At 68.9% G+C, this 24,099-nt stretch carries 25 protein-coding genes and 1 pseudogene; 20 read left to right on the top strand and 6 right to left on the bottom strand.

Features of this window, described 5'->3' with window-relative positions:
* Nucleotides 1-6: 6 nt before the first annotated feature.
* The 5 genes from VGC13_RS26855 to VGC13_RS26835 form a co-directional block, all read right to left on the bottom strand.
* Nucleotides 7-1,182: a bifunctional oligoribonuclease/PAP phosphatase NrnA gene (locus tag VGC13_RS26855; protein WP_331128405.1), complete on the bottom strand. Its 1,176-nt coding sequence runs from the start codon at nt 1,180-1,182 to the stop codon at nt 7-9.
* Nucleotides 1,183-1,872: 690 nt separating this feature from the next.
* Nucleotides 1,873-2,373, bottom strand: a complete 501-nt coding sequence (locus VGC13_RS26850) for a carboxypeptidase-like regulatory domain-containing protein (RefSeq protein ID WP_331128404.1) — start codon at nt 2,371-2,373, stop codon at nt 1,873-1,875.
* Nucleotides 2,374-2,395: 22 nt separating this feature from the next.
* Nucleotides 2,396-2,830, bottom strand: a complete 435-nt coding sequence (locus tag VGC13_RS26845; RefSeq protein ID WP_331128403.1) for a PilZ domain-containing protein — start codon at nt 2,828-2,830, stop codon at nt 2,396-2,398.
* 68 nt (nt 2,831-2,898) lie between these two features.
* Nucleotides 2,899-3,531 carry a hypothetical protein gene (locus tag VGC13_RS26840; RefSeq protein WP_331128402.1) on the bottom strand — a complete coding sequence of 211 codons (633 nt, stop codon included), beginning with the start codon at nt 3,529-3,531 and terminating at the stop codon, nt 2,899-2,901.
* An 89-nt stretch (nt 3,532-3,620) separates the two neighbouring features.
* Nucleotides 3,621-4,109 (bottom strand): DUF4440 domain-containing protein, encoded by a 489-nt coding sequence (locus tag VGC13_RS26835; protein WP_331128401.1) that lies wholly within the window; start codon nt 4,107-4,109, stop codon nt 3,621-3,623.
* A 323-nt stretch (nt 4,110-4,432) separates the two neighbouring features.
* Here VGC13_RS26835 and VGC13_RS26830 point away from each other — a divergent pair, with 323 nt between their 5' ends.
* The 17 genes and pseudogenes from VGC13_RS26830 to VGC13_RS26750 all read left to right on the top strand — a co-directional run bounded on the left by VGC13_RS26830 (nt 4,433) and on the right by VGC13_RS26750 (nt 19,259).
* The gene (locus VGC13_RS26830) at nt 4,433-4,930 is read left to right on the top strand and encodes a type II toxin-antitoxin system VapC family toxin (protein ID WP_331128400.1); all 498 of its coding nucleotides are present in this window, start codon (nt 4,433-4,435) and stop codon (nt 4,928-4,930) included.
* Nucleotides 4,927-5,124: a hypothetical protein gene (locus VGC13_RS26825; protein WP_331128399.1), complete on the top strand. Its 198-nt coding sequence runs from the start codon at nt 4,927-4,929 to the stop codon at nt 5,122-5,124. The genes VGC13_RS26830 and VGC13_RS26825 overlap by 4 nt, the downstream gene beginning before the upstream one ends.
* 56 nt (nt 5,125-5,180) lie before the next feature.
* Nucleotides 5,181-5,378 carry a hypothetical protein gene (locus VGC13_RS26820; protein ID WP_331128398.1) on the top strand — a complete coding sequence of 66 codons (198 nt, stop codon included), beginning with the start codon at nt 5,181-5,183 and terminating at the stop codon, nt 5,376-5,378.
* Between the two features lie 31 nt (nt 5,379-5,409).
* Nucleotides 5,410-5,610, top strand: coding sequence for a hypothetical protein (locus tag VGC13_RS26815; protein ID WP_331128397.1), 201 nt, complete (start codon nt 5,410-5,412; stop codon nt 5,608-5,610).
* A 67-nt stretch (nt 5,611-5,677) separates the two neighbouring features.
* Entirely contained in the window at nt 5,678-5,878 is a 201-nt protein-coding gene (locus VGC13_RS26810) for a hypothetical protein (RefSeq protein WP_331128396.1), read from the top strand.
* A gap of 350 nt (nt 5,879-6,228) precedes the next feature.
* Nucleotides 6,229-7,374 carry a methionine adenosyltransferase gene (gene metK, locus VGC13_RS26805; RefSeq protein WP_331128395.1) on the top strand — a complete coding sequence of 382 codons (1,146 nt, stop codon included), beginning with the start codon at nt 6,229-6,231 and terminating at the stop codon, nt 7,372-7,374.
* A gap of 344 nt (nt 7,375-7,718) precedes the next feature.
* On the top strand, nt 7,719-9,032 hold the full coding sequence (locus VGC13_RS26800; RefSeq protein WP_331128394.1) for an O-acetylhomoserine aminocarboxypropyltransferase/cysteine synthase family protein: 1,314 nt from the start codon (nt 7,719-7,721) through the stop codon (nt 9,030-9,032).
* A complete protein-coding gene (locus VGC13_RS26795) occupies nt 9,029-9,796 on the top strand; it encodes a hypothetical protein (RefSeq protein ID WP_331128393.1) in 768 nt (255 codons plus the stop codon). The genes VGC13_RS26800 and VGC13_RS26795 overlap by 4 nt, the downstream gene beginning before the upstream one ends.
* Nucleotides 9,793-10,860 carry an alpha/beta fold hydrolase gene (locus VGC13_RS26790; protein WP_331128392.1) on the top strand — a complete coding sequence of 356 codons (1,068 nt, stop codon included), beginning with the start codon at nt 9,793-9,795 and terminating at the stop codon, nt 10,858-10,860. Before VGC13_RS26795 ends, VGC13_RS26790 begins: the two co-directional genes overlap by 4 nt.
* Nucleotides 10,857-12,143, top strand: a complete 1,287-nt coding sequence (locus VGC13_RS26785; protein WP_331128391.1) for a homoserine dehydrogenase — start codon at nt 10,857-10,859, stop codon at nt 12,141-12,143. The genes VGC13_RS26790 and VGC13_RS26785 overlap by 4 nt, the downstream gene beginning before the upstream one ends.
* A 622-nt stretch (nt 12,144-12,765) precedes the next feature.
* Nucleotides 12,766-13,053, top strand: coding sequence for a hypothetical protein (locus tag VGC13_RS26780; protein WP_331128390.1), 288 nt, complete (start codon nt 12,766-12,768; stop codon nt 13,051-13,053).
* 342 nt (nt 13,054-13,395) lie between these two features.
* A complete protein-coding gene (lipA, locus tag VGC13_RS26775; protein ID WP_331128389.1) occupies nt 13,396-14,517 on the top strand; it encodes a lipoyl synthase in 1,122 nt (373 codons plus the stop codon).
* An 11-nt stretch (nt 14,518-14,528) separates the two neighbouring features.
* Entirely contained in the window at nt 14,529-15,122 is a 594-nt protein-coding gene (locus tag VGC13_RS26770) for a Uma2 family endonuclease (RefSeq protein WP_331128388.1), read from the top strand.
* 40 nt (nt 15,123-15,162) lie between these two features.
* On the top strand, nt 15,163-16,320 hold the full coding sequence (pdhA, locus tag VGC13_RS26765) for a pyruvate dehydrogenase (acetyl-transferring) E1 component subunit alpha (protein ID WP_331128387.1): 1,158 nt from the start codon (nt 15,163-15,165) through the stop codon (nt 16,318-16,320).
* A gap of 4 nt (nt 16,321-16,324) precedes the next feature.
* Nucleotides 16,325-16,720, top strand: coding sequence for a four helix bundle protein (locus VGC13_RS26760; protein WP_331128386.1), 396 nt, complete (start codon nt 16,325-16,327; stop codon nt 16,718-16,720).
* A gap of 66 nt (nt 16,721-16,786) precedes the next feature.
* Nucleotides 16,787-17,770: pseudogene (locus tag VGC13_RS26755) on the top strand (pyruvate dehydrogenase complex E1 component subunit beta); the annotation flags it as partial.
* A 91-nt stretch (nt 17,771-17,861) separates the two neighbouring features.
* A complete protein-coding gene (locus VGC13_RS26750) occupies nt 17,862-19,259 on the top strand; it encodes a pyruvate dehydrogenase complex dihydrolipoamide acetyltransferase (RefSeq protein WP_331128385.1) in 1,398 nt (465 codons plus the stop codon).
* Between the two features lie 68 nt (nt 19,260-19,327).
* On the opposite strand, the gene VGC13_RS26745 is transcribed toward VGC13_RS26750, so the two are convergent.
* On the bottom strand, nt 19,328-20,575 hold the full coding sequence (locus tag VGC13_RS26745; RefSeq protein ID WP_331128384.1) for a hypothetical protein: 1,248 nt from the start codon (nt 20,573-20,575) through the stop codon (nt 19,328-19,330).
* A gap of 253 nt (nt 20,576-20,828) precedes the next feature.
* On the opposite strand from VGC13_RS26745, the gene VGC13_RS26740 reads away from it, so the two are divergent.
* From VGC13_RS26740 to VGC13_RS26730, 3 genes are all read left to right on the top strand, one after another.
* On the top strand, nt 20,829-21,662 hold the full coding sequence (locus VGC13_RS26740; RefSeq protein ID WP_331128383.1) for a hypothetical protein: 834 nt from the start codon (nt 20,829-20,831) through the stop codon (nt 21,660-21,662).
* Nucleotides 21,663-21,873: 211 nt separating this feature from the next.
* A complete protein-coding gene (locus VGC13_RS26735; protein ID WP_331128382.1) occupies nt 21,874-22,287 on the top strand; it encodes a PPC domain-containing protein in 414 nt (137 codons plus the stop codon).
* Between the two features lie 182 nt (nt 22,288-22,469).
* Nucleotides 22,470-23,888, top strand: coding sequence for an ABA4-like family protein (locus tag VGC13_RS26730; protein WP_331128381.1), 1,419 nt, complete (start codon nt 22,470-22,472; stop codon nt 23,886-23,888).
* Nucleotides 23,889-24,099 lie beyond the last annotated feature (211 nt).

Raw genomic sequence — 24,099 nt, 5'->3', positions numbered from 1 at the left:
GGCGCGTCAGGCGCCTTCCGGCCCGCAGACCTCGTCCAGGTTGTCCACCCCCGCCTCGCGAAACAGCTTGCGCCGCACCCGCCGGTCGTAGAGCGCCCACTTCAGCTCCTCGCCCAGCGGGTCGTCCTCGTCGCCCTTCAGGAACCCCAGCTCGATCTCGAACCCGCCCGCCCGGCTGCGCCCGCCGCCGTACGGGCGGCCGCGCAGGTCGTCGCCCAGCGCGTCGCGCAGGAACGCGTCCACCTGCATGGTGCTGCTCAGCGTCCGCAGGCTTCCCGTCACCACCTCGCGCCCGTCCTCCTCGCCCAGCAGGCCGTAGACGATGGAGGTGTGCACGTTCTCTTCCGTCAGCAGGAAGTCGGCGGCCACGGGGATGGCGTCGCGGTCGGCCCAGCGCACGTAGCCCACGCCGGCGATGGAAAAGCCGTTGCGCACGGTGCGGCTGTGCAGCGCGCTCTCGATGACCCGCATGGTGCCGCGCGACTTCTGCACGCACAGCACCTTTTCCAGCAGGTCCGCGTCGATGAAGCGGCTCAGGAACGCCGCCGCGCGGTACTCCGGCGGCCGCGCCCGCACGAACCCGTCCGTCTCGCTGTGCAGCCCGTGCATCAGCGCCGTCGCCAGCCGCTCGTGGTGCTCGTTCCCCGGCTCCAGCGTCATCAGCGCGCCGCTGGACAGGTACTCGGCGAAGATGGTGGCGGCGGCGCCCATGGGGCGGACGTCCGAAAAGATGGGGTCCAGCACGTCGTCGGGGTCGTGGTGGTCCACCACGGCCAGCGTGGGCACCCCCGCCGCCTTCAGCAGGTCCGTCAGGTGCGTGGTGGCGCCCTGGTTGTCGACGAACACGGCCGCGGCGTAGCCGCCCAGGTCCATGGCGGGCTCGTACTCGCGGACGGGGATCTCCAGCAGGTTCACCAGCGCGCGGTTCTCGGCGTGGCTGATCTGCCCGTCGTACACCAGCTCCGCGTCGATGTCGAAGCGGCGCGCGATCTCGCGGTACGCCATGCCGCACGAGATGGCGTCGGGGTCCGGAAAGTCCTGCAGCGCCACGATGTGCCGCTCGCCGCGCCGCGATTCCAGCAGCCGCGCCAGCTCCGCCGCGCGCACCGCGCTGGCGTCCTGCGTGGGCGTCTGCGGCTGCACGGCCGCCACGGCCGTGCCCGTTTCCCCGTTCTCCGACATCAAGCGCCGCCTCTCTGAAATGATGGGTCCGCCGGGAATGGTTGGAAGGGGCGTGCCAGAGCGGGGGACAAGTGAGGAAAGTGCGGGAGTGCGGGAGTGCGAGAGTGAGCGGCGGAAGGTACGCGGTGCTTCGAATGGGATCGGCGCGAGGGGCGGCGCCCCCTCCGGGCTCGCATTACTCGCCCACCTCCCCCAAAACCCCTGGGGGAGGTTGAACCGCGATACATGGCCACGTGGCAGGCACTTGCCCCGGCTCCGCGCCCCGCCAGCCCGCGAAGGCGGGCTTCGCGTGGTTGTTGCAGCGAATTCATTCGCCCTTGCGGGGTCGTCCGATACTCCGCGATGAGCGGGTGAACCCGCTGCTGGGAAAGCGACAAGCCCCGTCCCGGGCTCGCTGCGCTCGCCGGACGGGGCTTCAACTACAAACCATCGACATCCGACTTCCTGAGGGAGGCGCCGCTCCGCAACCTGTTCCTACGATGGACTTTGGCGCCGACGGAAGGATCTCGCTGGCAGAACCGGGGGGCTGGGTTTCTGCCAGGTGCTTGCCCCCCGCGAGCCGGGAGGAGGTCCTTCGGCCGCGCGCAGGTGGTTGCGCGGCTTCTGGTTACGCGTGGTGCGCTCCCTCAGGAAGTCAGATTCCCGCGTGACTCTCAGGGTCTGGAACACCCCGGCCGTTCATCCGTCGCGTCAGTCCTTGTCCTCGCGCCGGCCGCAGCGAAGGGGGTTCTCGTCGGAGTTGTCGTTGGTCAGGTTCAGCCGCAGCGTGTCGCCGGAGCGCACGCGCAGGGGCGCCAGCCACGTCCAGCGCCGCTCGCCCAGCGTGGTGTCGGCCCACAGCAGGTACTCGCCGGGCGGCACGCTGTCCATGGCGAACTGCGCCTGCGCGTCCGTCATCGTGGAGCGCAGCACCAGCGGGCGAAGGACGCCGCGGCGCGCCTGCCAGCCGCGCGCCCATGCCTCCGGCGGGGGCGGCGTGTCGCCCGGGCCGCGCGAGGGGCACAGCGGCGCCAGCAGGGAATCCAGCGTCTCCTCTTCGCGCAGCAGGTGCACGGGCATCGCCGTCAGGTTGATCTGCTGGTCGATGTTCTGCGCCATGAACGCATCGCCCACCACGCGTCCCGGCGCCTTTTCGCCGCCGCCGCAGCCGGCGGCCAGCACCAGCGCCGCCGCCCATCCCGCCCGTCTCATCTCTCCCGCCATGGCCGTCCGTTCAGGGCGACGCCACGGGAAAGCGGCCGGCGTACTTGCCGATCCACTCCTCCGCGGCTTCGTGCGTCGTCAACTCCCGGCCCTCCCGCTCGCGCACCTCGTCGCGGTAGCGCTCGATGGTGCACACCTGCTCCACCATCCGCGACCGGAAGGCGTCCGTGGCGTCCAGGAACTGCACGCCGACGAGAAAGGCGCCCTCCTCCGGACGGCACCACGCCACCCGCGCCTGCGCGTTGAACGGCGGGTCCACGTCGGGAATGGCGATCTCGATGGTGGCGCCCTCCGCCGGGCACATCGGCGAGACGAACGCCAGGCCGCCGTGGCTCACGTTGCGCCCGGTGGCCGCGGCCTCGTCCCCCTCCAGCGTCCGCACCTGGATGGGCACGTCGGCGGTGTGGCGGATGTACTCGCGGCGCGGGTTGTGTTCGGTGCTCAACGGAGGTTCGCCTGATTGCGGGTCCTGGCCGGAACGGTGGCCGCGTGGGCAAGGTGCGGGCCGATGGGTCAGACGGTGAGCGAATACCGCTCGTCCGGCCCCGCGGCGGAGGGGGTGAAGCCCATCCGGCGCAGGTACGCGGCGTGTTGCGGCGTTCCCGGCTCGCTCACGATCTGCTGGATGCCCCGTGACCGGAAGAACTCGCGCTCCTGCGCGAACAGGTACCGGCCGATCTTGAAGTCGCGGTACTGGGGGATGACGAAGTCCAGCGTCACGCACAGCCGCCCGTCCCCCTCCACGCGGCCGATGAACAGCCCCGCCGGCACCATGTCGCGCAGCACGAAGACCGTCAGGTCGCCCGCCGCCGGCTCGAAGCGCGCGCCGGGGATGAAGCGCCGGATCTCGCGCGCGTAGAAGTCCAGGAAGTGCCGCAGGTAGTGCGAGTCCGGCTCCACGCTCAGCAGGTGAAAGTACTCCCGCGTGCGCAGCATCTGGTACAGGTAGTAGATGTTGATGAGGACGATGAAGCCGTTCATCGCCGCCACCGGGTACGCGTGGATCAGCACCCCGTACACCGTGAACACCGCGGATCCTGCCAGGTTGATGAGCCGCAGGCGCAGGATGGAGCTCATCATCAGCGACACGGCCACCAGCGCCGACGCCACGTATCCGATCACTTCGTACAACAGCTGCCTGTCCATCCGCTCCAGCCCGGCCGGGGTGCTCGATTCATGGTTCGCGAGGGCATCAATCCATCCCCCGCGCCCCGATCCCGCAAGCCCCCCGCGCGCTACCGCGGCGAGGGCGCCGGCGTGGAGGGAGGCCGGCGCGGCATCTGGTTCCCGTTGTCGATGTCCGCCGCGATCATCCACGGCCCGCCCGGCGTGCGGCGCAGCGCCAGCACGAACTTGCCCATCTCCGCGCCCTCCCCGTAGGCGTACGCCCCCACGATGTAGCCGACGGAGTCGTCCGCCGCGTACCCCAGCGCCCGCAGCCGCAGCGGTCCGCCGCCCTGGGCGTAGGCCTGCTGGATGGCCGTGCGCCCGCGCACCGGCGGCCGCCCGTTCTGCAGCACGAACCCGTCTTCGGCGAACAGCGCCGCCAGCGCCGCCTCGTCCCCCGCCGCCCAGCCCCGCTCGTAGTCGCGCAGCACCCGTTCGATCTCCGGCGGCAGCGTCGCCGTAGGCAGCGGCGCGGGCGCCGCCTCCTGCGCGCGCACAGCCGGGGGCGCGGCGATGCACAGGATGGCGAGCAGGGCGGCGGATTTCAGCAGGCGCATGATGGCACTCGTTGGTCGAGGTGGTTGAAAAGACGGTGCGGCAGTCAAACGCACCGGGGTGCACGCCTCTGACGCCTTTGGATCGGCTAAAGGTTGTCTCGCGCTCGTGTGGCTGGTCCTAAAGTCATTTTCGACGGCGAGTGTTTCGGTTCACCTGCCAATCGCCGATCCGGACGCGTCACCTTCGTGTGCTCGCAATGCGCCGCCACCGCTGGAGACCGGCTTCTGCTCATCGCTGTTCCACTCGAATCGCGCCAGCCACGTTGCCGGGTTGTACCGCGGGTGGCGGTGTTCGCACGCGGTCTTTCCAGGCTTTTCGAAGCGTGGATAGCTTCGCGGGCATGACGAAACCACTCGTATACATCGAGACCACGGTACCGAACTTCTACTACGATTTCCGGCCAGACCCGGCGATCATCGAACGCCGCACCTGGACACGTGCCTGGTGGGCATCGGCTGCGGATCGGTACAAGTTGCTGACGAGCGAAGCAGTAGTTGAGGAACTCGAGCGTGGCACAAGCAGGTTCGTGCCACTCAGGCTGCAACTGCTCCGCAATCTACCAGCACTTCCGATCACGTCCGAGATTATAGAGATTGCAGGCACTTACATCCGCAACAAGCTTATGCCGGCCGGACCGAATGGCGATGCGTATCATCTGGCGCTTGCATCGTACTACGAATTCGATTTCATTGTCACATGGAACTGCCACCATCTGGCAAACCCAAATAAGCGTGCACACATCCGCCATATCAACCGCCTGCTAGAGTTGTCTGTTCCGGAGATCGTGACGCCGCTGGAACTGCTGAGGAGGACGCGATGAAGGATTTAGCGGATACGCCGTGGACTGCGGCGGACGAGGCTGTCGAAGAGGTTCGGGAGATCCGTCGGCGTATCTCGGCTCAGTTCGACAACGATCCGGTAAAGCTCGGAGAGCACTACATTGAGCTTCAGAAGCGGCATGCGGACCGGCTGGTCGATCCCCGGACGTGGAAGAAGGGAGAATCCGCTGCCTGATGCGCGATCCCTGCACTCCGAACTCGGGACACCAGAGAAGTTGCTGAGGAGGCTCGATGAAGGACGCGATGGATGAGCCCTGGACGGAAGCCGACGACGTGATCGAGGAAGTGCGGGAGATCCGGAGAAGGATCTCCGCGCAGTTTGATGACGACGTGGGAAAGCTTGCCGACTTCTACATGGAGTCACAGAAGCGGCACGGTGACCGGCTGGTTGATCCGCAGACTTGGCGGAAAGGGAAATCGGCCGCCTGACCTCAACCTCGTAGCGGCTCCGGAGGACGCGATGACGTACCGGATAGATGAACCCTGGACCGCAGCCGACGATGCAATCGAAGAGGTGCGCGAGATTCGGCGGAAGATCTCCGAGCAGTTCGATCACGATCCGGTCAGGCTGGTCGAGTACTACATGGAAGTCCAGAAGCAGTACGCCGACCGGCTGGCTGATCCGCGAATCCGCAGAAAGCAGGGGAAATCCGCCGCCTGATTAACTGCACACGGGTGGTCGTCGCTGAGATTTCTTCGGCGCCCCCGGACCTGCTCAGGAGGACCTGATGTGTGATCCTATCGACGAAGAATGGACCGAAGCGGACGAGGTCATCGAAGAAGTGCGCGAGATCCGGCGGCAGTTCTGGGCCCGGTTCGACAACGATCCGGTGAAGGTCGTCGAGTACCTCATGGAGAGGCAGAAGCAGCACCCTGAGCGGCTCTGGGATCCGCGTACGCGCGATCGCAAGGACAAGTCCGCGGCCTGAGCGGGTTGTGAGCCGCGGCGCACTTGCGTCCTCCGGCATCCTTCGTTATCGTTTCGGCCGCACCCGCAGGGGTGCCGCGGCGAGTTGCAGCGATTGCTCCGCGTTATAAATGTGCTAAACCGCTCGCGGGGCCTCCGCAGCGGAACAATGCTGTGGAGGCCCCGTTTTCGTTTTTGAGATGACTGTTTCCCGGCCCGGGGGCAACTCCGGGCGGCGCGAGCGCTTTGACCGACAGCTTGGCGGGCTCGCACCAGCAACGGGAATCGCCTAAAGCGTCGCACGGCCTTGCCGTCCTGACCGACGGCGGGCCTTTTTTGTCGGTCCCAACGCTTTTACCGCACGAGAGCCAGATGAGCACCATCCTGACCGAGACCGAGGCGCCGCCGGCGGTGACCTACACGTTCACCTCCGAGTCCGTGAGCGAGGGGCACCCGGACAAGGTGTGCGACGCCATCGCCGACGCCATCCTGGACGCGCACCTGGCGCAGGACCCCGCCAGCCGCGTGGCCTGCGAGGTCCTGGTCAAGGAGCGCCACGTGGTGCTGGCGGGCGAGATCACCAGCAACGCCACGGTCGACCACGAGGCGGTGGTGCGCCAGACCATCCGCGAGATCGGCTACACCGACGCGGACCAGCCCTTCCGCGCCGACGACGTCAACATCATCTCCTTCCTCTCGGCCCAGGCCGCCGAGATCGCGCAGGGCGTGGACGCCGACACCAGCCTGTCGGGCGACCAGGGCGCGGGCGACCAGGGGATCATGTTCGGCTACGCCACGGACGAGACGCCGGAGCTGATGCCGCTGCCCATCCTGCTGGCGCACCGCCTGGCACGCGTGCTGGCCGGGCACCGCAAGGCGGGGACGGTGAGCTGGCTGCGCCCGGACAGCAAGACGCAGGTGTCGGTGGCGTACCAGGGCAACGAGCCGGTGGCGGTGACCGACGTGCTGGTGAGCACCCAGCACTCGGCCGACGTGGACCGCGACACCATCCGCCACTTCATCGCCACCACGGTGATTCCCGAGGCGCTGGGCGGCTGGTACCACGACGACCTGAAGATCCTCGTCAACCCCACCGGCAGCTTCGTGCAGGGCGGCCCGTCGGCCGACGCGGGCGTGACGGGGCGCAAGATCATCGTCGACACGTACGGCGGCGCGGGGCGGCACGGCGGCGGCGCGTTCAGCGGCAAGGACCCCAGCAAGGTGGACCGCAGCGGCGCGTACTTCTGCCGCTTCGTGGCGCGCGAGATCGTCAAGGCGGGCCTCGCCCGCCGCGCCGAGGTGCAGGTGGCGTACGCCATCGGCATGGCGCAGCCGGTGTCGGTCAAGGTGGACACCTTTGGCACGGGCGACGCGGCGGCGGCGGCGGAGTTCGTCAAGGCGGGCTTCGACTTCCGCCCGCGCGCTATCATCGACCGGCTGAACCTGCTGCGCCCCATCTACAGCCAGACCACCAACTACGGGCACTTCGGCAAGCCGGAGCTGCCCTGGGAGATGTGAGCGCGTCCGCACGACGCGCTTGACGGACCTTTCGCGAAGAGCGAACGTACGACAGAGCACGCGCGGCACGCCGCCGCGCCGATTGAACCGAAGCAACCGAGACCTGACGACGATGGACATCCGCCCCGCCTTCACCATGTGCATGTGCTGCATGTGCTGCATGTGTCAGTGCGTCGCTCCCCCGGGAGAGACGGACGGGCGCGCGCGTGCATCCACACGGCACGGCAGCGCGAGATAAGCCAGAGCTAAAGACTCGGCAGATCTGACCCCCGCCCGGCCCTCTCCCACACGGAGAGGGCCGGGCTTTTTTCGTTCGTATCGAAACACACACGGAGAAGCGGAAGATGAGCATCATCGAAGAGACGACCGTAAAGCTGGGCCTGGGCACCCGCGCCGTGCACAGCGCGCAGGAGGTGGCCGATCCCACCACCAACGCCCGCGCGGTGCCGATCTACGCCACCACGTCGTACGTGTTCAACGGGCCGGAGCACGCGGCCAGCCTGTTTGGCCTCAAGGAGTTCGGCAACATCTACACGCGGATCATGAATCCGACGACGGACGTGTTCGAGCGGCGGATCGCGGAGCTGGAGGGGGGCACGGCGGCGGTGGCGGTGGCCAGCGGGCAGGCGGCGCAGACGCTGGCGCTGCTGAACCTGGCGCAGGCGGGCGACAGCATCGTGGCATCGTCCTCCCTCTACGGCGGCACCTTCACCCTGCTCAAGTACACGCTGGGCCGGCTGGGCATCACCACGCGCTTCGTGGATGGGAACGATCCGCGGGCGTTCGCCGACGCCATCGACGAGACCACGAAGGCGGTCTACGTGGAGACCATCGGCAACCCGCGGCTGGACGTGCCGGACTTCCGCGCCATCGCGGACGTGGCGCACGCGGCGGGCGTTCCCGTGGTCGTCGACAACACCTTCGCCACGCCCTTCCTCTTCCGCCCCATCGAGCACGGCGCGGACGTGGTGGTCCACTCGGCGACCAAGTGGATCGGCGGGCACGGGACGTCCATCGGCGGCGTGGTCGTGGACGGGGGGACGTTCGACTGGGCCAACGAGCCGCGCTTCAAGGACTTCTACGTGGACCCGGAGCCGGCGTACCACGGGCTGAGCTTCGCGCCCACGTTCGGCAGCATCGCCTTCGCCATCCGCCTGCGGGTGCTGCTGCTGCGCGACGTAGGCGCGGCGCTCAGCCCCTTCAACTCCTTCCTCTTCCTGCAGGGGCTCGAGACGCTGCACCTGCGCATCCAGCGGCACACCGAGAACGCCCTGGCCATCGCGGAGTTCCTGGAGGGTCATCCCTCCGTGACCTGGGTGAGCTACCCGGGGCTGGAGTCGCATCCCACCCACGCGACGGCCAAGCGATACCTGGAGGGCGGCTTTGGCGGTGTGCTGACCTTTGGCGTGCTGGGCGGGGAAGAGGCGGCGAAGCGGGTGATCAGCGAGTCCAAGCTGTTCTCCCTCGTGGCCAACGTGGGGGACGCGAAGAGCCTGATCATCCACCCCTGGAGCACCACGCACGAGCAGCTGGAAGAGGCGGACCGCACGGCGGCGGGGGTGACGGCGGACCTGATCCGGCTCTCCGTGGGGATCGAGGACGTGGACGACCTGGTCCGCGACTTGGACGCGGCCCTGCGCGCGGCGGTAGGCCTGTGAGCACCGGGCCGCTGGTCATCAAGTTCGGCGGCACGTCGCTGGGCTCGCCCGCGCGCATACGGCGGGCGGCCCGGCGGGTGGCCGCCCACCTGCGCCGCGGCCGGCAGACAGTGGTCGTGGTGAGCGCGATGGGGAGCGCCACGGACCGCATCGTCCGGCTGCTGGCATCCGTGAGCGGCGGGCGGCCGGACGGGCGCGAGGCGGACCGCGCGCTGGCCACGGGCGAGGAATTGTCCGCCGCGCTGCTGGCCGCGGCGCTCGCGGGGCTGGGCATCCACGCCCGCAGCCTGCGCGGCGGCGAGGCGGGGGTGTGGGCGGAGGGCGGGTTCTGCGGCGGGCAGATCGAGGACGTGGATCCAGCGCCGCTGCGCCGCCTTCTCGCCGCCGGCACCGTGCCCGTGGTCGCCGGCTTCCAGGCTGTCCGCGACGATGGCGAGACGGTCACGCTGGGGCGCGGCGGATCGGACACCTCGGCGGTGGCGATCGCGGCGGCGCTGGGGCCGGCGGAGTGCCACATCGTCACCGACGTCTCCGCCGTGCACGACCGCGACCCGCGCCTGCACGCCGACGCCCGGCCGATCCGCGAGATCGACCCGCTCGCCCTCGTCGTGCTGGCGGAGGGCGGGGCGCAGGTCGTCCATCCCACCGCCGCGCGGCTGGCGCTGGAGCGCGGGGTTCCGCTGCGCGTCTACCACCACCGCGCGCCGCTCTCGGGTGGCGGCGGAACGCTGGTGCGCACCACCCGCGCGCTGGAGGCGGCGTGAGCGGGCGGGAGCCGCGCTACCAGCACGTGGGCGACTTCCGGCTGGAGAGCGGCGAGGTGCTGCGGGGGGTGACGCAGGCGTACCACCTGGACGGCGCGCTGAACGAGGCGCGCGACAACCTGGTGCTCGTCATCCACGCGCTCACCGGCTCCGCGGACGCGGCCGGCGACTGGTGGGCGGACGCCATCGGGGCGGGAAAGACGATCGACACGGAGCGGTACGCGGTGCTGTGTACGAATTTGCTGGGCGGGTGCTACGGGACGGGGTGGTCGGGAACGGCAGGGGCAGGGAATAGGGAACAGGGAATAGGGAATAGCGGGCAAAAGAAGAGCGCTTCGGATGATGAGGAGGATCGTGCGCATCCGGTGATTACGACGTGGGACCAGGCGCGGCTGATCCAGACGCTGGTCGAGGAGCTGGGGATTGCGTCGGTGGCGCTGGTGACGGGCGGGTCGCTGGGGGGGATGGTGGCGATGGAGTGGGCGGCGCAGAACCCGGCGCTGGCGCGGTCGGTCGTCGTCTTCGCGGCGCCGGCGGCGCACACGGCGCACGCCATCGCGTGGAACCACGTCCAGCGCCGCGCCATCCAGGCCGCGGGGGAGCGGGGGCTGGAGATCGCGCGGATGGTGGGGATGATGACGTACCGCACGGCGGACGAGCAGGCGCGGCGGTTCGGACGGGCGCGGACGGCGGAGGGAGAGTGGCAGGTGGGGTCGTACCTGGACCACCACGGGCGCAAGCTGCGCGCGCGGTTCAGCGCGCGCAGCTACCTGGCGCTGATGGCGGCGATGGATTCGCACGACGTGGGTGCGGGGCGCGGCGGGGTGGCGGCGGCGCTCCGGCGGATCGAGGGGCGGCTGACGGGCGTCGGCATCCCCGGCGACCTGCTGTACGGCGCGGACGACGTGCGCGAATGGACGGAGGCGGCGGGTGCGGAGTACCGGGAGATCCGGAGCGTCCACGGCCACGACGCGTTTCTGCTGGAATCCGCGCAGGTGACGGAAATCCTTGAAGATGCGCTCCGGGCCGCCGAGCCGGCCGGGGCGGGAGCATTTGGACGATGAGCACTGCACTGAAGATCGGCGAGGGGCGCATCCACGTGCCCGCCCTTTCGCGTGGCGTGCGCACGGTGCGCGTGGCGCTGGCGGGGTGCGGCACGGTGGGCGGCGAGCTGGTGCGCATTCTTCACCACGCGGGCGACGAGATCCGCCAGCGCCACGGCCTGCGCTTCGAGCTGGCGCGCGTGCTGGTGGCGCACGCGGGCCGGCCGCGGCCGGACGAGCTGGACCGCGCGCTGCTGACCACGGAGGTGGACGCGTTCCTGGCCGCGGCGGCGGAGGCCGACGTGGTGGTGGAGGCGATCGGGGGATTGGACCCGGCGCTGCGCATCGCGCGGACGGCGCTGGGGGCAGGGCGGCGGCTGGTGACCGCAAACAAGGCGCTGGTGGCGGCGCACGGGCCGGAGCTCGTCGCTCTCGCACGGCGCAGCGGCGGGCGGCTGGACTTCGAGAGCGCGGCGGCGGGCGGCATCCCCGTCGTCCGCGCGCTGCGGGAGCCGCTGTCGCTCACCGGCATCCACTCCGTGCGCGGGATCCTGAACGGGACGACGAACTACGTCCTGAGCCGCATCGAGGACGGATGGTCGTTTCCCGACGCGCTGGCGGACGCGCAGGCGCGCGGCTTCGCGGAGGCGGACCCCTCGCGCGACCTGAGCGGCGAGGACGCGGCGGACAAGCTGCGCATTCTGGCGTGGCTGGCGTTCGGGGTGCCGCCGGCGCGCCTGGAGATCCGCCGCCGCGGCCTGGGCGACGACGCGGAGCGCCTGGTGCGCACCGCCCGCGCGCTGGACGGGGCGGTGCGCATCGTGGCCGAGGCGGCGCGGACGGCGGAGGGGGTGACGGCCAGCGTGGAGCCGGTGCTGGTGGCCGCCGCGTCGGACCTGGCCCGCACGCGCGATGAGCTGAACCTGGTCGTGCTCGACAGCCGGTGGAACGGGCGCATCGCGCTGGGCGGTCCCGGCGCGGGCGGCGGGCCGACGGCAAGCGCGCTGCTGGGCGACATGGTGCGCTCCGCCAAACGCCAGCGCCTCCCCGCGCCCTCCGCCGCGCCCGCCATCCCGGACCGGCGCGCGCACGGGTGGGCCGTGGGTGTGGACCGCTCGCGCGGCGCGCAGGACACCCTGGGCCGCACGCTGGAGCGCGCCGGCATCAACAACCAGCGGATGGCGTGGACCCGCGACGCCGTCGCCGCGCGCACAGAGCCGGTGCCGTGGGCGCGCGTGAGCCTGGCTGTGCGCGCGCTGGAGGCGCAGGGGCTGACCCCCGCCGTGCTGCGCGTGGATCAATGAGCGAGCATTCGAGAAATGCGAACCGGGCCCCTGGCGCGGTTATACCGAATACGGGAAAACAACACCATCAAGGGTACAGAGGAACAGAGTCAGACAGAGGAGCCAAGATGAGGATCAGCTCGCTTTCTCTGTCTGACTCTGTTCCTCTGTACGACTATTCTTTTTCAGGATCTGGTTTCGTGCGTCCGGCACGTCGTGCGTGTCGGGATTACTTTCCTGGAACTGCGGGCCGGTCCGGAGACTGGTTTGATGGTCGTCGGAGTGGGTGGCGGATCCTGGCGGATTCCTCGGTTGCCGCGAACTCTGGCCCGTGGAACTTCTCCGCGGGCCGCGGTCTTTGTCCGGAGGCGCGGCGGCGATGCCTCAGCGTGTACCTGCCCGGCCACAGAACCGGCGCGGCGCAAAAAAGTTTCAGAATCCTGAAGTGGAATCCTAAATTATTGTCTTGGAAATAGTTGGATAAACGTCTCCAGTGCTGGAGTGGGCGTGGAGGCGATTGGCCTGAAACGTGATTTTAAGGATGCCGTCACCGGCGCGGCGCCGGCGGCCACCGAACGCCCGGACGAGGATGCGATTCGTCCGCGGCACATCACGAACCATCAGGCACATGAGGGATAGCACCATGAAGAAGCTCATGCTCAAGCTGGACGAACTGCAGGTGGAGTCGTTCTCCACCGCCGCGACCGCCAAGGGCGCCGGCACCGTGCGCGCCAACGGCTGGGACACGGATACCGGCTGCGTGCCCAGCGCCGCGGGCGACGACGGCTGCTCCGCGTACTACACCTGCATCGACGGGTGCGGGGGCAGCAACCCCAACAGCGGCTGGTACACCTGCGGCGACGGGAGCAACTGCCAGGTCGAGACCGAGTGGGTCAACTGCACCTACGACTACAAGCACTGCGGCTGGTGACCGGCCGGCGGTGAACGGACAGGAAAGCCGCGGCCCGGAAGGGCCGCGGCTTTCTCGTTTTTCACCCTCGTTGTTCCAAGCGGGATCAAACCTGGACGTGCGGTGTCATGGTTGCGGCGCGAGTGGCGTGGGTGCGGCTCAGAAGCAGGGGCGGGCGTTTGCGGTCCGCCGTGCTCAGGGCTAACTTGCGCGCTCGCATGACCCCCGGCCCGGCCCACGGATTGCGGGCTCCGGGCCGGGCTCGCGCAAACAGGCGGGGCTGAAGCCGCACGCGCGCTTCGCCCCGCCGTCCGCACAACGAGCCAGCGGCGGGGCCGGCGTGCCCCGCAGACTTGAGGGAATATGAGCATCCAGGCGCCCGGGGCCCCGCAGCGCGGCTACGCGCCCGCGGGCAAGGACAACGGGATCGTCAAGAGCAAGGGCACCGTCAACCTGCCGCGTCCGGACGGCAGCGAGCCGGTGAGCCACCGCGCGCGCAAGCCCGAGTGGCTGAAGGTGCGCGCCCCCGGCAGCCCCAACTACCTGCGGCTCAAGGAGCTGATGCGGTCGCAGGGGCTGCACACCGTCTGCGAAGAGGCGCACTGCCCCAACATCGGCGAGTGCTGGGAAAGCGGCACCGCCACGTTCATGATCCTGGGCGACGTGTGCACCCGCGCCTGCAAGTACTGCGCGGTGGCCCACGGCCTCCCCACCGAGCTTGACTGGGACGAGCCGCGCCGCGTGGCCGATTCGGTCGCGACGATGGGGCTGGAGCACGCCGTCATCACCAGTGTGAACCGCGACGAGCTGCGGGACGGCGGCGCGGCCATCTACGCCGAGTGCATCCGCCAGATCCACGAGCGCGTTCCCGGCTGCACCGTCGAGGTGCTGATCCCCGACTTCAAGGGGAACGAGGAGGCGCTGCGCACGGTCGTCGAGGCGCGCCCGGCGATCCTGGCGCACAACGTCGACACGGTGGAGCGGCTGGCCAGGGCGCTGCGCCCCGGGGCGAAGTACTGGCGCAGCATCTCGTTCCTGGGCGCGGTAAAGCGGATGAACCCGGCGCAGCTCACCAAGAGCGCCATCATCCTGGGAATGGGCGAGACCGAGGACGAGATCTACCAGTCCATGAATGACCTGCGCCAGGCGTCCGTCGACATCCTTACCCTGGGCCAGTACCTGCGCCCCAGCGAGCACCACGTGCCGCTGGACCGCTGGGTGCACCCCGACGAGTTTCGCCGCTGGAAGGAGATCGGCGAGCGCGAGCTGGGCTTTGGGCACGTGGAAAGCGGGCCGCTGGTGCGCTCGTCGTACCACGCAAAGGAGCAGGCGCGCACCATCGACGCCGGCGGCCCCGGCAGCATCACCGAGATCATGGACGCCGACGTGGACGGCGAGCTGGCCATCGACGTGAACGAGGCCGCCATCCGCGCCGCCATGGTCACCCCGCCCGCGCCAAAGCTGGTGCAGCTGGGCAGCCTGTAAAGGGCACGCGCATGGCCACGCATCCGCAGACCGCGACGATCTCGCTGGAGGATTTCATCGCCGCCGCCGAGGCGACGCATGAGCGCCTCGAGTTCGTGGACGGCCAGATCGTCGCGATGGCGGGAGCGTCGCTGGAGCACGGGCTGATCAGCCAGAAAATTGCGTTCTCCCTTGGCTTGCAGCTGCGGGGAAGGGCTTGCTCCGTGGTTTCGCAGGGAACGCTTGTGGCTGCTCCCGGGAGCGATGATTCGTATCTTCCCGATGTCGCGGTGTTCTGCGGTGCGCCTCAACGCGAGCGCATCCGTGGGACGGACCTGCTGAGAAACCCGGTCGTGCTCGTGGAGGTGCTGTCCCGCTCGACCGCGGATTACGACCATGGACGAAAGTGGTTCAGCTACCGCCAGATCCCAGCCCTGCAGGACTATCTTCTCGTCGCTCAGGACCAGCCGCGAGTGGAACGCTACACCCGGCATGGCGAGCACTTCTGGCACTACAACGAGACGCTGGGCCTGATTGGTGAGGTGCGCCTGGAATCGCTGAACGTCTCGCTTTCGATGGCCGAGATTTACGAGGGAGTTTTCACGGCGGACCAACCCTCCGCCTGACGAGCCGGACCCCCCGAGGGCAACGGTAAAGAGAAGAGTGATGGCTGATACCAAGACGCAGGAAGGCACGGCCGCCGTGGCGGAGGCCGAGGACCGGTCGCCCGAGGCGGCGGCCGAGGCGGGCGGCGAGCTGGACCGCGAGGCCCAGACCGAGCACAAGCCGCGGCTGAGCGACGAGGAGCGGCTGCAGGGGCTGGAGCCCGAGAAGCTGCGCAAGATGATGTACGACATGCTGCTTGCGCGCCGCTTCGAGGAAAAGGTGGCCGAGGCGTACGCGCTGGGCAAGATCGGCGGCTTCTGCCACCTGTACATTGGCCAGGAGGCCGTAGCCATCGGCGCCATCCACGCGCAGACGCCCGACGACTACGTGATGACCGCGTACCGCGAGCACGTGCACGCCCTGCAGTGCGGCATTACCCCCGGCGCGGTGATGGCCGAGCTGTACGGCCGCGCCGACGGGTGCAGCAAGGGCAAGGGCGGCAGCATGCACATGTTCGACGCCGAGAAGAACTACCTGGGCGGCCACGGCATCGTGGGCGGCCAGATTCCGCTGGCGCTGGGCGTGGCCTGGAAGATCAAGTACCGCAAGGAAGAGCGCGTTATCCAGGTGTACTGCGGCGAGGCGGCGGTCAACCAGGGCGCGTTCCACGAGTCGCTGAACATGGCGGCGCTGTGGAAGGTGCCCATGATCCTGATCGTGGAGAACAACCGCTTCGGGATGGGCACCGCCTGGGAGCGCGCGTCGTCGCTGTACGACATCTACCAGAAGGCCACCGCCTACGCCATGCCCTCCGCCGTCGCCGACGGCATGGACGTGCTCGACATGTACCGCGTGACCAAGGAAGCCGTGGAGCGCGCCCGCCGCGGCGAGGGGCCCACGCTGATCGAGGCGCGCACGTACCGCTTCGTGGGCCACTCGATGTCCGACCCGGTCTCCGGCGTGTACCGGTCCAAGGAAGACGTGGAAAAGGAGAAGGGCAACGATCCCATCCGCATCTTCGCCGACCTGCTGGCGCGGCAGAACATCCTGAGCCAGGAAGAGCTGGAGAAGATGGACGAGGAGGTGAAGCGCGTCTCGGAAGAGTCCGCCGACTTCGCCGACAAGTCTCCCGAGCCCGGGGTGGGCGAGCTGTACACCGAGATCTACGCCAACGAGGACGTCAACGGACGTCTGTACTTCGACGGGAGGAGCAGGTAGGGAAGTGCCTGGTTCCGAGTACCGAGTACCTAGTGGGCGAAAGCCCGTCTCGCGATTCGAGGAACTTCTCGTCTGGCAGAAATCGAAGGTGCTTTGCGTCAGTGTTTATCGCGTGACGAACTCGGGGCCGTTCGCGAAGGATTTTGGGCTACGATCGCAGATCCAGCGCGCTTCCGTGTCGGTGATGTCGAACATCGCCGAAGGCTTCGACCGCAACAGCCGGGCGGAGTTCGCGCGGTTCCTCGCAATCGCGCGAGGCTCGGCGGGCGAAGTGCGCAGCCAGCTGTATCTGGCACAGGAGCTTGGCTACATAGACAGCACGACGGCTCGGGCGGTGTTGCGTGATTGCAACGAGATCACGAGCATGCTGATCGGTCTGCGGAAGACGCTGGGCGCGTGAGGCGCGCGCTGGAATGAACACTAGGTACTCGGTACTAGGTACTCTGCACCTGAACCCGGGCATGAACGGATGGCAGTAATCACGTATCGCGAGGCGCTGGGGCAGGCGCTCGCCGAAGAGATGGAGCGCGACCCGGACGTCTTCCTCATGGGCGAGGAAGTGGGCGTCTACAACGGCGCGTACAAGGTGTCGAAGGGGTTGCTGGAGAAGTTCGGCGACATGCGCGTGGTCGATACGCCCATCACCGAGCTGGGCTTCGCGGGCCTCGGAGTCGGCGCGGCGATGACGGGGGTGCGGCCGGTGATCGAGTTCATGACCTGGAACTTCGCCATCCTGGCGTTCGACCAGATCTTCAACTCGGCGGCCAAGATGCGGTCGATGAGCGGCGGGCAGTTCAAGATGCCGATCACCTTCCGCGGCCCCACTGGCGCCGCGCTGCAGCTGGCCGCGCAGCACTCGCAGGCGCTGGAAAGCCAGGTGGCGCACTATCCGGGCGTCAAGGTCGTCGTCCCCGGCACCCCGGCGGATGCCAAGGGGCTGCTGAAGGCCGCCATCCGCGACGACGACCCGGTGTGCGTGTTCGAGGGCGAGATGCTGTACAACATGAAGGGCGAAGTCCCCGAGGACGACGACTTCATCATCCCGCTGGGCGTGGCCGACCTCAAGCGCGCGGGCGGCGACGTGAGCATCATCACGCACGGCAAGATGATCCACGTGGCCCTGCAGGCCGCCGCGCAGCTGGAAAAGAACGGCGTGCAGGCCGACGTGCTGGACTTGCGCAGCCTGCGCCCGCTGGACACCGACGCCATCCTGGCCACCGTCGCCAAGACAAACCGCGTGGTGCTGCTGGAAGAGGGCTGGGCGTTCGGCGGCATCACCGCGACCATCGCGGCGATGATCCAGGAAGAGGCGTTCGACCACCTGGACGCGCCCGTGCTGCGCGTGACGCAGGCCGACGTGCCCATGCCGTACGCCAAGGCCATGGAAAAGGCCGCCAAGCCCAGCGTGGAGATGGTGGTGGAAAAGGTGAACCAGGTTCTTTACAGATAGTGCGTGAGTGCGTGAGTGCGTGAGTGCGGGAGTCCATCCCACTCACGCACTCACGCACTTCCGCACTCACGCACTTCTGACGAAGACGACGATGGCGACGAAAGTCTACATGGAGGCGCTCTCCCCCACGATGGAAGAGGGGCGCCTGGTCACCTGGCTCAAGAACGAGGGCGACGACGTCAAGGAAGGCGACGTCCTGGCCGAGGTGGAGACCGACAAGGCCACCATGGAACTGGTGGCCCGCGGCTCCGGCGTGCTGCGCAAGCGCCTGATCGGCGAGGGCGACACCAGCAACGTGGGAACGATCATCGCCGTCATCGCCGGGGCCGACGAGGACATCTCGTCGCTCACCGGCGGCGCGGACGCGGCCCCCGCGCAGGCACCCGCGGCGGCCGAGGCCCCCGCGCAGCAGGCGGCGGCCGGCGGCGGCGACGCGGCCCAGGCCCCCGCGGCGGCCGCTCCTCCGGCGGCGGCCCCGGCCCAGCCCGCGCAGGCTCCGACGGCCGAAGCCCAGCCTGCTCCCCAGGCGCAGCAGGGCGCGGCGACCGGCGCGGACAACGGACGGGTGAAGGCCTCGCCGCTGGCGCGCCGGCTGGCGCAGGAGGCGGGGATGCAGATCGGCGGCGTGCAGGGCAGCGGGCCTGGCGGCCGCATCGTCAAGCGCGACATCGAGCAGGCGGTGGCGCAGGGCGGGGCACAGCCCGCGGCCGCGGCTCCGCAGGCGCAGCAGCCCGCGGCCGAGGCTCCGGCCGCACCCGCAGCGCAGGCGCCGGCTCCCGTGCAGCCGTCCACGGACGCGCGCTACCGCGAGCACCCGCTGTCGCAGATGCGCAAGGCCATCGCGCGGCGGCTGGCCCAGTCCATCGGCCCCGTTCCCACCTTCTACCTCACGGTCGAGGTGGACATGGGCGAGGCGATGGCGCTGCGGGCACGCATCAACGAGCGCTTCAAGGACCAGGGGATCAAGACCAGCCCCAACGACATGGTCATCAAGGCCGTGGCCATGGCGCTGCGCAAGCACCCCTTCGTGAACGCGGCCTGGACGGGCGACAGCATTCACCTGTACGAGCAGGTGCACATCGGCGTGGCGGTGGCCATCGAAGAGGGGCTCATCACGCCGGTGGTGCGCGACGCCGACCGCAAGGGCGTCACCGAGATCGCCGCGGAGGTCAAGGAGCTGGCCGGCCGCGCGCGCGAGAAGAAGCTGAAGCCCGAGGAGTTCACGGGCAGCACCTTCAGCATCAGCAACCTGGGGATGTTCGGCATCGAGGAGTTCACCGCCATCATCAACCCGCCGGAAGCCGCCATCCTGGCCGTGGGCGCCGTGGGGCCCAAGGTGGTGGTGGACGACGAGGGGAACATGGCCATCCGCCAGCGGATGCGCGTGACGCTGAGCTGCGACCACCGCGTGATCGACGGCGCGACCGGCGCGCAGTTCCTGCAGACCCTCAAGCAGTACCTGGAAGAGCCGATGATGATGGTGGCCTGATCCGCGGTACTGCGAGAGCGGCCCCACCGCGGTGTCTTGCGGTGGGGCCGCTTTCCCGTTGCGTCACATCAGGCCGCGGGGCAGGCTGTCCGGCTGGACGGAGACGGAGACGAGCGCAAGCCGGGCTCGTTTCCTTCGAAGCGGTACACCACTCGTCTGAATCCATCGCGGGTCGGCTGCCACCCAAGGCGGCACGCGTGGAGGATGATCCGATTGGACCGGTCCGGTCCCCACAGGATTTCGAATGCCGCCATCCGCGCGTGTTCTCCCACCAGACTGCCGTTGAGCCGCAGCTCTTCACGCGAGATCACCACCGTACTGCCGACGAGATCCTCGATGCTGACGATCTCGTTTCCCAATCCTCCGTCGCTGCGCTCATACTCGGACGAATACAGCGTTTGCTCGATCCGGCCTCGCCGGAAGTTGATCTGGAGCCGGATCGCCGCCGGATCAGCCCTGTCAAGCGAATGCGTTCCCACACTCTTCTCGCGCGTGACAGGATTCCATGCGGCCACCCGCAACCGGAGGTCCGGCGTCTTCAGTGTCTGGTCATTACGATAGAACGCGAGGTGGACCAGCGCTTGGCCCAGAACATCCTGGAGTTCCACGCGCTTCAGCGGATCCGCGTGAAGGGCGAGCGGAGCTTCCGGACCGATGTCCACCGAATCGACGATGGCCGAGTCACCCCCTGCGTCCCATCGCCCGAAGACGGACCAGATGGTGTCGTAGTTCACGTAAGCCACGCTGCCGTCCGCGCGAACGGGCCGGCGGGAGTTCGCGATCACGTAGTCGGTGAGCGCCTGTTGAGCCTGGTGCCGCACCTGGCCTACATACCTGTCATAGAAGGGGTCCGCGAGGGGATACGTAAAAACCATCCTGAACCCCAGCCGATCGAAGCGCGTCAGCGACCGGCGCAGCATCTGCAGGTTCTCGCTTTGCCGCTGAAGCTGAGAGGCCGTCCTGGAGAGCAGTGAATCCTGGTTTGTGAGCTGAAGCTGCAGGTTCGCCAGCATCAAGCCGGACCATGTGGAATCCTGCAGCAGCTTCAGCGAATCTCGCCAGCGCTGTTCGGTAAGTTCCTTGATGGTGGTGGCGTACTGGACGGAGTCTTCCGTGCGCTGCTTCTTCTCCTGCTGGTCCTTGGCCGTCTGGGACTTCACCCCGATGGTCAACGATCCAATCATCAGGACGATCACCAACCAGCCGCCGGGTCGAATTCTCCTGATGCCGCTGCGTTTGGCTTCGTGGGGCTGCGTTGGGAGTGCGACGCCGATGATGCCGAGCACTGCGGCGATGATGATCGCTACGTACGTCATGGAACACCTCCATCATCCAATGGACCCTCCCGGGACGCAAGCTAGGAACGTCGGATTGGGGCGTCCAACAAACCTTTGTTGGTCGCGGGGATCTGGACATGTGAAGCCGCGTCCCACCTGCGGGGCCGCGGCTTTCGTCTGCGGATCGGTGGAACGTGGTGGTACGCTGAATGGTAGCAGTGTGCCGCACTTCCCGGCGCTGGCAGATTCCACCCGCCGCGCACCTCTATCCCTCCGTCCGGAGCGGACCTCCATGCACCGCACCCTTCATCTTCTCGTCCTCTTTCTTCTCGCCGCCGCGCCGGCCGCGGCCCAGCGGCCCATCGCCGTCGGGGAGACCGTCACGGGGGAGCTTGCGGCGGGCGACCTGGCGACGCCGGACGGAAACCACTACGACGCCTGGCGGTTTTCCGCGCAGGAAGGCGTCACCTACGTGATCACCCTGCGGTCGGAGGACTTCGACGCCTTTCTGCGCGCGGGCCTGCGCGACGGCACGAACTGCGAGCCTTGCGACTGGGATGACGAAGGCGCGGGTGGAACCGACGCGCGACTGGTGGTGCGGGCCGAGGTCGGGACCTCGTACGTCATCCACGCCGGCACGTACGCCCCCGGTGAGACCGGCCGCTATACGCTGCACCTGGAAAAGGCGGAAACCACCGTCGGCTACGACGCGGACACGACGGTCGCCGTGGGACCGGGCGCGGATTCGGTGGTGAGCGCGGAGCCGGGCCCGGACATCGAAAACATGCCCCGGGCGCTGGCGATGGACGAGACGGGGCGGCTGGAGGAAGGCGACACGCGCCAGGAGAACGGCGCGCTGATGGACGTCTTTACGTACCAAGGCATTGCGGGCGACACCATCACCATCCAGATGGAGTCCGAAGACTTCGACACCGTCGTGCGCGTGCTGATCCAGCGCGACGACGGGGGCTGGGAGGAAATCGGGTTCGACGACGACGGCGGCTCGGGCACCGACAGCGAGCTTACGATGCTGCTCGCGTGGGACGACACCTACTTCATCCACGCCGCCGCGCTGAACCCGGGCGAAGGCGGCGCGTACCGGTTCCGCATCTACCGCCGCAACTGACGACAACGGTGGGGGCCCGGAGAGCCGCGTCACCCTTACGCTTCCGCACGATGGCGAGTATCATGTGCACGCCAATCGCCGGAGCGCGGCGCCCGCGCTCCACCGGCTGCCAGCTCCGGCGGGAACACCCCCCGCGCCGGGCGAGTAACACGCCGGTTGCCCAACCGCCGCGCCGTCCGGCGCGGCTCTCACTTCCGATCAACGTCCTGCCATGAAGCGTATCCTGAGCCTTGTCCCGCTGCTCCTGTCGATGGTGGCGGTCCCGGCCGCCGCGCAGCAGCCGCGTCCCATCTCCATCGGCCAGGTGACGACCAGTCAGCTGGACGCCTCGGACGGCGTGCTGGAAAGCGGCTCGTACTACGAGACCTGGAGCTTTCAGGCCCGTGCCGGGCAGCTGCTGATCATCTCCATGGGGTCGGATGTCTTCGACACCTACGCGGCCCTGGGCCGCGGGACGGGGAGCGAGTTCCGGGAGATCACCAACAACGACGACTCGCTGGGAACCACCGACAGCTCCATCGAGTTCCTGGTGCCGGAGGACGGCACCTACCTGATCCGCTCCAGCGCGTTCGGCGAGCGCGAGGCCGGCGAGTACCAGCTGCTGGTGTTCGACACCTCCTCCTGACCCGCGGCGGTTCCGCGCACCCGCGCAGCCCCGGCCGAAACCTGGCCGGGGCTGCGTGCGTTCAGTGCTGTGCAGCCGGAAACGCGGTTCTGGATGGACGGGCGCCCGCGCGCTATCGTGCCTCCATTCCGCCGCTCCGCCTTCCCTGCATCCCCCCACCTCCCGCGCCCGGAGCTGTTCCGATGTACCTCGTGCTCTTCAACGTGGCCGGTTTCGCGATCTTCGCGTGGCTGCTGCTCATCCTGCTCCCCACCTGGAAGGTGACCCGGTGGATGGGGGAGACGGCGGTGTTCCCCGTCATCCTCTCCATCCTCTACGCGCTGGGCATCGTCCCTCTGCTGATGCAGGCGGGGCCGGGGATGATGGCCGACTTCGGCAACGCCGAGGGCGTAACGCGGCTGCTGGCCAACCGCGACCTGGCGCTGGTGGCGTGGATCCACATCCTGGCCTTCGACCAGGTGGTGGGGCTGATGATCTACCGCGAGAACATGCAGCACCGCTACGTGCCGCTGCCGGTGCAGTCGGTGCTGCTGTTCGGCACGCTGATGTTCGGGCCCGTCGGCTTTCTTCTGTACTACATCCTGCGCGCGTGGAGCCGCGGCCGCCGCGCCGCGCACGCGCAGCCGGCGGAGGCGGAGCCCGCGGTGGGGCGCGTCCCGGTCGCGGGCGGCGTCGTGGCGGCGGTGCGGACGGCGGCGGCGGGCGCGCTGGCCGTCTATCGCCGCGAGCGGATGCTGACGGCGGTGGCGCTGCTGGGGATCGTGCTGGGGATGGGGTGCGCGGTCGCCATCGGCGTGCGCGGCGGCGAGCTGGTGGGCGCGGAGGGGCACCTGCGTAAGGCGATGGCGTTCGACGTGGCCGTGGGCATCTACCTGCTCACGCTGATCCTGCTGTTGCCGCTGGGCCGCTTTTCGCGCGGCGGGCTGGCCGCGTGGCGCGTGTCGATGACGGTGCTGACGCTGTACGCGCTGGGGATGGAGACGGTGCAGATCGCCCGCGGCATCGACCCCCGCTTTACGAAGGTGGGGACGGTGACGGACCAGATCCTTGGCGGGTTCTTCTTCCTGGCGGCGATGGGGATGATCGTCACCTTCGCCATCGTGGCGTGGAAGGTGTTCAGCCGGCGGATGGACGGCGCCGACGGGCCGCTGCTGCTGGCGTTGCGCTACGGCGCCGTGGCCACCTTTGGCGCGTTCGCGGCGGGGATGTGGATGAGCGCGGTGCAGGGCTCGCGCGCCGGCGCGGAGGGGAGCATCCTTCCCCTGCACGCCATCGGCTTTCACGGGCTGCAGGCGCTGCCGCTGGTGGCCATTCTGCTGACCTGGGCCGGCGTGGCCGCGCACCGCGCCCGGCCGTGGATTCACGCGGCGGGGTTCGCGTGGCTGGCGGCGTGCGCGGCCGTCGCCTGGCAGACGGCGCAGGGCCGCTCCGTGCTGGAACTGGCGCCCGCGAACGGCATCGCCGCGGGTTCGCTGCTGGCGTGGGCCGTGGTCGCCGCGATGGCCGCGCGCACGTGGATGCGCGGCGGGACGATGGATGCGGGGCAGGGGGCGCACGCGTCGCCGGTGGCGTCAGCGTCCGCGGCGTCCTTGGTGGGGTAGGGGGAGGGGCCCTCCCCCGCTCGGCCCAGGCGAATGAATTCGCGGCTGGGACAACGCGATGTCGGCCTTTGCCGACGAATCTGCGCCGTACGTATGTTCCGGGGTACTGGTGAAGCCTCGCGCAGTTTGCGAGGCTTCACCAGTGGTTGCGGCGAGCGGCGAGTTCACTCGCTCCCGCGGGCACGGCCCAGGCGAATGAATTCGCGGCTGG

The sequence above is a fragment of the Longimicrobium sp. genome (assembly GCF_036399255.1).
In the GTDB taxonomy this organism is placed as follows: Bacteria; Gemmatimonadota; Gemmatimonadetes; order Longimicrobiales; family Longimicrobiaceae; genus Longimicrobium.
The sequence above is the reverse complement of the archived record's forward strand: the minus strand, read 5'-3'. Positions and strand labels throughout refer to the sequence as shown.

Coding starts and splice junctions, on each gene's coding strand:
- VGC13_RS26780 (WP_331128390.1), top strand. CDS start 12,766: ATGAAGAAGCTCATGCTCAAGCTGGACGAACTGCAGGTGGAGTCGTTC.
- VGC13_RS26810 (WP_331128396.1), top strand. CDS start 5,678: ATGTGTGATCCTATCGACGAAGAATGGACCGAAGCGGACGAGGTCATC.
- VGC13_RS26770 (WP_331128388.1), top strand. CDS start 14,529: ATGGCCACGCATCCGCAGACCGCGACGATCTCGCTGGAGGATTTCATC.
- VGC13_RS26850 (WP_331128404.1), bottom strand. CDS start 2,373: ATGAGACGGGCGGGATGGGCGGCGGCGCTGGTGCTGGCCGCCGGCTGC.
- VGC13_RS26730 (WP_331128381.1), top strand. CDS start 22,470: ATGTACCTCGTGCTCTTCAACGTGGCCGGTTTCGCGATCTTCGCGTGG.
- VGC13_RS26785 (WP_331128391.1), top strand. CDS start 10,857: ATGAGCACTGCACTGAAGATCGGCGAGGGGCGCATCCACGTGCCCGCC.
- VGC13_RS26855 (WP_331128405.1), bottom strand. CDS start 1,182: ATGTCGGAGAACGGGGAAACGGGCACGGCCGTGGCGGCCGTGCAGCCG.
- VGC13_RS26735 (WP_331128382.1), top strand. CDS start 21,874: ATGAAGCGTATCCTGAGCCTTGTCCCGCTGCTCCTGTCGATGGTGGCG.
- pdhA (WP_331128387.1), top strand. CDS start 15,163: ATGGCTGATACCAAGACGCAGGAAGGCACGGCCGCCGTGGCGGAGGCC.
- VGC13_RS26820 (WP_331128398.1), top strand. CDS start 5,181: ATGAAGGACGCGATGGATGAGCCCTGGACGGAAGCCGACGACGTGATC.
- VGC13_RS26800 (WP_331128394.1), top strand. CDS start 7,719: ATGAGCATCATCGAAGAGACGACCGTAAAGCTGGGCCTGGGCACCCGC.
- VGC13_RS26740 (WP_331128383.1), top strand. CDS start 20,829: ATGCACCGCACCCTTCATCTTCTCGTCCTCTTTCTTCTCGCCGCCGCG.
- metK (WP_331128395.1), top strand. CDS start 6,229: ATGAGCACCATCCTGACCGAGACCGAGGCGCCGCCGGCGGTGACCTAC.
- VGC13_RS26745 (WP_331128384.1), bottom strand. CDS start 20,575: ATGACGTACGTAGCGATCATCATCGCCGCAGTGCTCGGCATCATCGGC.
- VGC13_RS26835 (WP_331128401.1), bottom strand. CDS start 4,109: ATGCGCCTGCTGAAATCCGCCGCCCTGCTCGCCATCCTGTGCATCGCC.
- VGC13_RS26815 (WP_331128397.1), top strand. CDS start 5,410: ATGACGTACCGGATAGATGAACCCTGGACCGCAGCCGACGATGCAATC.
- lipA (WP_331128389.1), top strand. CDS start 13,396: ATGAGCATCCAGGCGCCCGGGGCCCCGCAGCGCGGCTACGCGCCCGCG.
- VGC13_RS26825 (WP_331128399.1), top strand. CDS start 4,927: ATGAAGGATTTAGCGGATACGCCGTGGACTGCGGCGGACGAGGCTGTC.
- VGC13_RS26840 (WP_331128402.1), bottom strand. CDS start 3,531: ATGGACAGGCAGCTGTTGTACGAAGTGATCGGATACGTGGCGTCGGCG.
- VGC13_RS26750 (WP_331128385.1), top strand. CDS start 17,862: ATGGCGACGAAAGTCTACATGGAGGCGCTCTCCCCCACGATGGAAGAG.